Source organism: Actinophytocola sp. (assembly GCF_045807065.1).
In the GTDB taxonomy this organism is placed as follows: Bacteria; Actinomycetota; Actinomycetes; order Mycobacteriales; family Pseudonocardiaceae; genus Actinophytocola.
The window spans coordinates 1-6977 of record NZ_JBJMIE010000360.1 but is presented as its reverse complement, the minus strand read 5'-3'; the positions used below and the strand labels follow the sequence as shown (position 1 = coordinate 6977).

At 63.0% G+C, this 6977-nt stretch carries 5 protein-coding genes and 1 pseudogene; 3 read left to right on the top strand and 3 right to left on the bottom strand.

Annotation, left to right across the window (positions count from 1 at the left end):
• Together ACJ73U_RS20975 and ACJ73U_RS20970 are read left to right on the top strand one after the other, a co-directional pair.
• A pseudogene (locus ACJ73U_RS20975) lies at positions 1-218 on the top strand (IS66 family transposase); the annotation flags it as partial.
• Positions 219-335: 117 nt separating this feature from the next.
• Complete coding sequence (locus ACJ73U_RS20970; RefSeq protein ID WP_407779362.1) at positions 336-707, top strand: hypothetical protein; 372 nt, start codon at positions 336-338, stop codon at positions 705-707.
• Positions 708-927: 220 nt separating this feature from the next.
• Here the strand turns inward: ACJ73U_RS20970 and ACJ73U_RS20965 are convergent, their stop codons facing one another.
• From ACJ73U_RS20965 to ACJ73U_RS20955, 3 genes are all read right to left on the bottom strand, one after another.
• Complete coding sequence (locus ACJ73U_RS20965; protein WP_407779361.1) at positions 928-2220, bottom strand: hypothetical protein; 1293 nt, start codon at positions 2218-2220, stop codon at positions 928-930.
• Positions 2221-2506: 286 nt separating this feature from the next.
• Positions 2507-3214 (bottom strand): tyrosine-type recombinase/integrase, encoded by a 708-nt coding sequence (locus ACJ73U_RS20960; protein WP_407779363.1) that lies wholly within the window; start codon positions 3212-3214, stop codon positions 2507-2509.
• 281 nt (positions 3215-3495) lie between these two features.
• Positions 3496-6078 (bottom strand): P-loop NTPase fold protein, encoded by a 2583-nt coding sequence (locus ACJ73U_RS20955; protein WP_407779360.1) that lies wholly within the window; start codon positions 6076-6078, stop codon positions 3496-3498.
• A 172-nt stretch (positions 6079-6250) separates the two neighbouring features.
• On the opposite strand from ACJ73U_RS20955, the gene ACJ73U_RS20950 reads away from it, so the two are divergent.
• The gene (locus ACJ73U_RS20950) at positions 6251-6508 is read left to right on the top strand and encodes a hypothetical protein (protein WP_407779359.1); all 258 of its coding nucleotides are present in this window, start codon (positions 6251-6253) and stop codon (positions 6506-6508) included.
• Positions 6509-6977: the final 469 nt, after the last annotated feature.

The window sequence follows — 6977 nt, the reverse complement described above, 5'->3', positions numbered from 1 at the left end:
CTGGCGAATACCCGCTGACAACAACGGATCCGAACGCGATATCCCGCATGATCAAACTCCGGCAGAAGGTGTCCGGCTGCCTCCGAACCCTCACCGGAGCCCGACAATTCTGCGCCATCCGCAGCTACCTCTCCACAGCCGCAAAACACGGCAAACACTTCTTCGAAGTCCTCGTCATGCTCACCGCAGGCCACCCCTGGACGCCCGCAACCAGCTAAACCCTCACACAGCAACCTGACCAGTTACAGCAACTCCAGGGCTGGCCGCTCTGGCGGCCGCTCACCGAACCCGCAGCGACCGAATGGCAAGCCCTGCACGCGCCGGTCGTCAGCGACATGAGCGCTCTGTTGGCTCCCCTGCTGACTCTGTCGAAGGTGCTGGTCGACAGCCTCGACATAATTCAGATCCGGGACGCGCTAGCCACGCCAGCGGACAAGCAGACCGGAAGCCTGGGGCTCCTGCAGCTGTACCTCGTCGAGCGTGGCGGCGCGGCAGAGACTGTCCAGCCCCTCAAGGACCTCCAGCGACTTCGATCGAAGGGCGGATTCGCCCACTACGCCGGCAGTGCTGCGGAGTTGGAGATCGCCTCGATCGCGCCGGGACTCCGAACACCCGCCGAGATCTTCGAACACCTGAGCCGCAACGTCATTAAAGCACTCACCTCAGTCGCCAACACGCTCGCGACATTTGCGGAAGCGGGACCATAAAACGAGGCCATCGCGGCGCGTTCGACCACGTGCCCGACGTCACGGAAAACTCAGCATCGGACCGCACGGTGTTGAGAAAAATCCGCTATTCGGCATGAGCGCGCGATGCTCGACGACCGCCGCCGGTCGCAACACTGCATGAAGGTGCGTCTGGCGTTCAAATATGCCGATCGTGCAGGTGCTGCTGGACTCGCTCGCTGTGGCGTGATGTATATCGGCTTCACTGGGCTGATTGCGGTGGTGCTGCTCCGTGTCCCGCTTGGTGAGGCACAGCCTTCGCAGGATCTGCGGGTTGGTTGAGTGCGAGATTGAAGACGTCACACAGGGTCGTGATGGTGAGCGGATCTTGGATGAGGGAAGCAAGGCTGAACTCGGGATACTTCACGGTCGCGCTCTGGCCCGCGAATCGTGCGGCGAGCACAGGTACGGTGCGGAGCTTGTCGGCCATGGCCTCGGCGAGGGGAGGAGATGTGTTCGCGATTGAGCCGAGGTTGACGACGATGCTGCTGGCGCCGTGTGGTTTGAGGTAGAGCGACCAGATCGACCGGCGGGCGCCTGCGACGAGGTAGTAGTAGCCGCCGGACGGGGTCGGACTCGTGCCGCCCTTGAGTTTGGCGGCGTTGTCGGTGGCGTGCTGGAGCAAGCGCTCCAGCACGGATCGTTGTTCCTGGCTCTCGATTTCCTCGACGAAGGTGGTGATGTCGTCGGCCGTCCAGTACCGCTTCGGCGCTGCGGCACTGCGGAGTTTTCCTGGTTCGAATTCCGCGCCGTAGGTTTTCGGGATGAGTACCTCGACACCGTTGTGCTTGAGATAGCCCATCTCGAGGGCCATAACTAGGACGGAGTTCGAGAAGTGCTCGTTTAGGTAGACCACGGAATTGCGTAGTTCGTCTGTGATCTCATCCACCGCCACTACCAGCCGGAACATCCCTGCCGACAGCCGTTCGGCCACTGCGGTGCGGAAAGAAGCGGACTCGATCTCTGGGCCCGCGGCGTCCTCGACCGAGGCCAGCAGAGGTTTGCCGGCCCGGCTGGCGAACGCTTGGTCGAACTCTTCGTAACTCGTGCCGGCGAGGCCGCTGGCGTACGCGATGATCTGGCCGATGACTTCGCGGCGGATCTGCCGGTTCGACTTCAGCTTGCATTCGACGAGAGTCACGGTGCCCTCGCCGTCCACGCACACCAGGTCGACGGACCCGACACCGGGAATGGTCAACTCCCGGACCGCGGCCGCGCCCTCACACCCTGGAACAAGAGAAGGGTCCTGGTGCAGCAGATCCTGGAGTTCGGACTCCGAATCGAACGAATTGAGCACAGCGGGAACCCACCCGCTGTCACTTTTGATCAACACCAACGTGACTCCTCGTGACAACACCGGCGACGAACTCAGTGAACAGACCGACTGAGATGGTGTCAGATCCGGCACGAGATCACCGGCCAGCGTCGTGAATGATCGGATTGGTTCGCTGTGGTCGGGCGCGGTCTGGTTACGTTCTCCCAAGACGCTGGGCACGACCGGCTAGCACCTGCGCCGGATGGTTCTCGTCGCTGGCGGGGATGCCTCTGTCAGAGTACGTGCTGGCCTTGCCTGCGCCCGCAGCTTGCGTTCAGCTGTTCACAGCGTGACGACGTGCACGAGAAGGGTGTTCCTTGTCAACCCGCTGGCCGGTGTCGAGTGGACGGCAATGCCCAAGGGAAGCGGGAGAGCGACAAACGGGCCGTGTCAAACCCGGTCCAGGCGCGGTCGCCCGGCTGACCCAACCATGTCCGCCATTCGGCATGCGCGGTCACTGAGGGGTTCAGGTGGCGCTGGCCATGTAGGCGGCGAGGATGTAGTTGGGGTGGCGGTCGAGATTCTTTCGGGCTCGGTCGTAGCGCATGGTGGTGCGGGGATTGGCGTGGCGGGCGGCGATTTGGACGTCGCGGAGGTCGACGCCGGCGTCCAGCATGGTGGTGACGTAGGTGTGCCGAAGTAAGTGTGGGTGCAGCCGCGGTAGCCGCACGATCGCGGTTCGGGCGAGGTTGTGCAGGCGGCGGGTGGCGCAGTGCCGGTCCATGCGCCTGCCCCGCCGGTTGAGCAGGATTGGCCCCGCCAGCCGGTCGGCGACAGCCTGGTCGAGGGCCCGGCCGACGGCTGGTGGAAGGGGTACCAGGGTCTCTTTGCCGCCTTTGCCGTGGACGAGCAGGACGCGGTGGCCGTGTTCTTCGCCCAGATCGATGACATTGGCGCCGCTGGCTTCGGAGATGCGCAGCCCGAGAAGACCGAGCATCGCGACTAGAGCGAAGTCGAACCTGTCCGTTGACTCGCGGGCTGCGGCCAGGACAGCTTCGAACTGCAGGTGGAAGAGCCCGAGTACCGGTGACTCGTTGGGCACCCTGGGCCGGCGGACATGGTCGGCTGGCGAGTGCTCGAGCACGGCGTCGATCACGCAGGTGCGGTAGAAGCCGGTCACGACCGCCATTCGCCGCGACACCGTCGACGGCTTGAACCGGCGGACCTCCTGCATCCACCGCACGTACAACTCCACCTGCGGACGACCCACGGTCAGCGGCGCCAAGTCCCGCTCGGCACACCAGGCCAGGTAAATCCACAGGTCAGGCTCTGAGTGGACTCGCGAGGTGCCGGTGTACCGGCCCAGGTAAAGCCGACACCGCCAACCGCAGCACTACATCATCAACGCTCGTCGTAGCCATGTAACCGAGCGTGAGCCCCAGACATTCGTCCAAGCATCACCCGTCGCGGCATGAGAGAGTGTTCAGGTCGTGTTCCAGTGCCGACAGTCCTGGGTCACATGGTGGTCGCCGGGTGTGCTCCATTGCCAGCGGCGGCCGGTTGCGGGTTGATGGGGTCGGGCATTGTGTCCATGTCCCATGCTTCGCGGAACCGGGATACGCCTGCCCAAGCTACTCGGGAGCTTGTCGAGAATGCCTGGCGCGCCCGGGCCAGGTTGACTAGGGCACGGTCGTTGTCGGCGCCTCTGCCGGCCTGTTGCCACCGCTCCTTGTTCGGTGTGTCGGTGAAGAATTCGAGAACGGTGGCCAAGTAGTAGTAAAAGCAGCCCAACTCAGCGGCCAATGTCTGCAGTGGGGACGGGATGGCTGAGTGCGGTCCTACGGCCAGTGCGGTGATGAGGTTGCGGACGCCGTCCACCGTGATCGACTGCATTTTCTGCGTCGAGTCGCAAATGAGGAGGATCTGGCCGGTCTGCGGTTCGGGATCAGTGCGGCGGACAGCGACGGCCATCGCACGGGCCTTGCGTTTGAGTTCGTCGAGCACTGTCGTGGCGGTAATGGTGGCTAGGTCCGTAAGACCGGAGGGGGCCTGGTCGGCGATGATCGTGCGCGCGACGCGGATGAGGTCACGGGGTAGGCCGCCGGACAGGGTGTAGCACAGCTGTTTGAATGGGATGGGCATGACGACGCGTCGGTCCATGGTGGTGATCGCCTCGGCTGTGGTGAGATGCTCGAACCAGACGATCTCGTCGAATGTGCTGTCGAAGACGTCGCGGAACGGCAGTCCGCGGCGCTCGAAGGTGCTCATCGCCTCCTCGGAGACCGACACGACGAAGTAGCAGTTGCGGATGCCGAAAATTCCCTTTATGTCATTGAGGAACTGCTCGGCGGCCGCTTCCGACCGCATCTTGTCCAGTTCATCAATCCCGATCATGACCCGGTCGTGTTCCCGAGCGACCGCTTCGAGAAAGTCGCGCAAAGAGTCGACGACTTCCGGCAAGGTCATCGGTTGCCGAGTCAGGCTGCGGCCGCGGCTGACGGCTGCTTCGACCCCCACTGAGAGTTTGACCGTGCCGGTCGCGGTGGTGCTGAACGACTGCTGGAACCGGATCTCCTCCAGTCGCATGCCGGCGAGCTCCTCCAATGAGGCGGGACCACGCCAGTAACGCTGGGCCACCATCCCTCGTACGAACCCCGTCATGAACACGACGACCCCGACAAAGATGAAACCCACGGCCACCAGTTGCCCTGTCTTGATGTCCAGTTCGTCTGGCAGGATTGTCCAAAGCAAGCCGAGGCTCATAGTCGTGACGCCGGCGAACGTGAGGAGCAGCGACTGCATGATGATTCGCCGCCGTGCCCTGCCCGCCATAAGTCGGAGACGGTCACCGTCGACGTGAGCGATCCGTTCGCACACCTTGGCGTACAGGTGCAGGATGAATTCCCTCGCCGAGTACTCCACCGGGGCTGCGACGACGACGGCTACGCCTGCTGCGGTGAGCCCAGCTTCGCAGCATGCCTCCAGCAGGGTGGTCTTGCCGGAGCCACGGGCACCGGCGAGTCCGATACTGCCACCCGGCATGCCCTTGATCAGCTTGTCGACCTTTGCTGCCGCGACGGTCGGTACCCGGTAGAGGGGATCGAACACCTGGCTGAGTCCGGGAGCGTCGTGTACGTCGAGCAACGCGGAGTAGTCATCTAAGCGACGACTGATGTCGGTGCGGAGAAACGGCAGGATATACGACTCGGTCAATTCCTCCGACACCCTCGCGCGCACGGCGTGGTACGCCGCTCGCACCGCTCCGGTCGTGGTGGCCCGAACACCCGCCAAGGACAGCAACGTTCCCATCGTCATCGAGACCTCACCCCAGAACACGAGAAAGAAGTCAGGGAAGCCGATGTCGACCGCTACCGAACCGGTGCCGTCGATTAGCTGGAGTGCGAGCGGCGTACTGACCACAATGATCAACAGTGCCGCCGTGGCGGTCACGAGAAGCCAACGGCGCACAGGCGTCGTGAGGCGGGCGGCACCCAACGTGATCGGTATCGCGAACAGGACACCGATGACCACGCTGATCAGGACGTAAGCGTCCGCATGATCCGACCCTCCTGATTTGGTCAGCTCCTGTTCAGTGACGACATTGATAACCCCGCAGTAAAACAGGACGAACGAACCGATGGACAGCAACACGGGACTGGACTCGAGGATAATGCGGGGCAATCGCTGCCCAGCGAAGAGGAAATTCGCAAGCAGAAGCCTGCGCAGCACGACCGCCAGGACGGCGACGGCGCCGAGGATGACCGAGGTGACCAATAGCGGTGTGTGCGCAAGGAATCCCGCACTGCTGGGGCCACCGTCGAGGAACGACAGCGCCAGCAACATCGATCCCGCTGTTGCGAGGACGATGTGAACGACCGCCGAGGTAGCTGCCCATCTCAGCCACAACACCGGCGGTGGGAGCGCCTCAAGCCGCTCGTGCCTCGCCGAAACGTCGTCGAACTCGGTGCCAGCTTCACCGAGGTCCCGCCACATACGGTCCTGTTGCTGCTGACACGCGTGCCGCAACAGATCGCTGGTCATTGGATCCATCTTGTCGAGACTGTTCTTAATCTCGACGCTGGTCAGCGCGTCGTCCACCAACGCCTTAAACAACACATTTCGACAGGACTGCACGACTAGTAGTCGCGACCGTCATGAACCGTGTTACCACGCTTCCGGTCGACCTGTGGGAGCTGGGCAGCCCCGACAGTACGGTCGGAGCATCGGTGACGGCTGCGGCGCGGCCAACTGTTCGGCGCCGGAGCCGAACTTGGAGGTGGGCCTGGTCAAGCTATCTTACGTCGACCGCTACACCAACGCGCTCGACGTGCCTGGCGAGTTTGAAGAAGCGCTCGAACCGCGATATCCGCTGACACACCACGGGCTCAATGCTCCCCATGTGGAGGCAGAGTTGGCGCAGTCGGTTGCGGACAACTTCAGATGGCCAGCAGGCCATGGACCGGGACAGATGATCCCGCCGCAAGCCACCGTCGAGTTCGTGCTACAGCCCAAACACCTTATCCGCTGATACCTCACGCCGTCGCCAACCCCACTTACGGCAAACGGATGCGGGTTGCCGCCAGTACGCCACCACTGCGACATACGCTCGTCGGCAGTAGCGGACGTTGCACACGCTGGATCGGCGGCACGAGTAGACGCTCGCGCTTGCTGCCACCTGGCGTGACCTCGCTCGGCGCCTGTCGATCACTTTCACGACTGCTCTTCCAGTCATCACAGGAAACGCGGTGTCCCCGAAGCGAAGCAGGTCCCTCGGGATGAGCAGGCGTGATATTCGAGGTGATGGATGATCGAGGTCCGGGACTACGTACTGGAGCACCTCGGTGACCGGGACGGGGTCCTGATCATCGACGACACCCAGATGATTAAGAGTTCCTAACAAAGATGATCTTGGGTCTTTCGTCCTGCGTGGATGTTGATCTATGATGTGGGGTCGTGAGGCGTGGTGAGCAGCCGCCGTGGATCGTGCCGGACGGGTT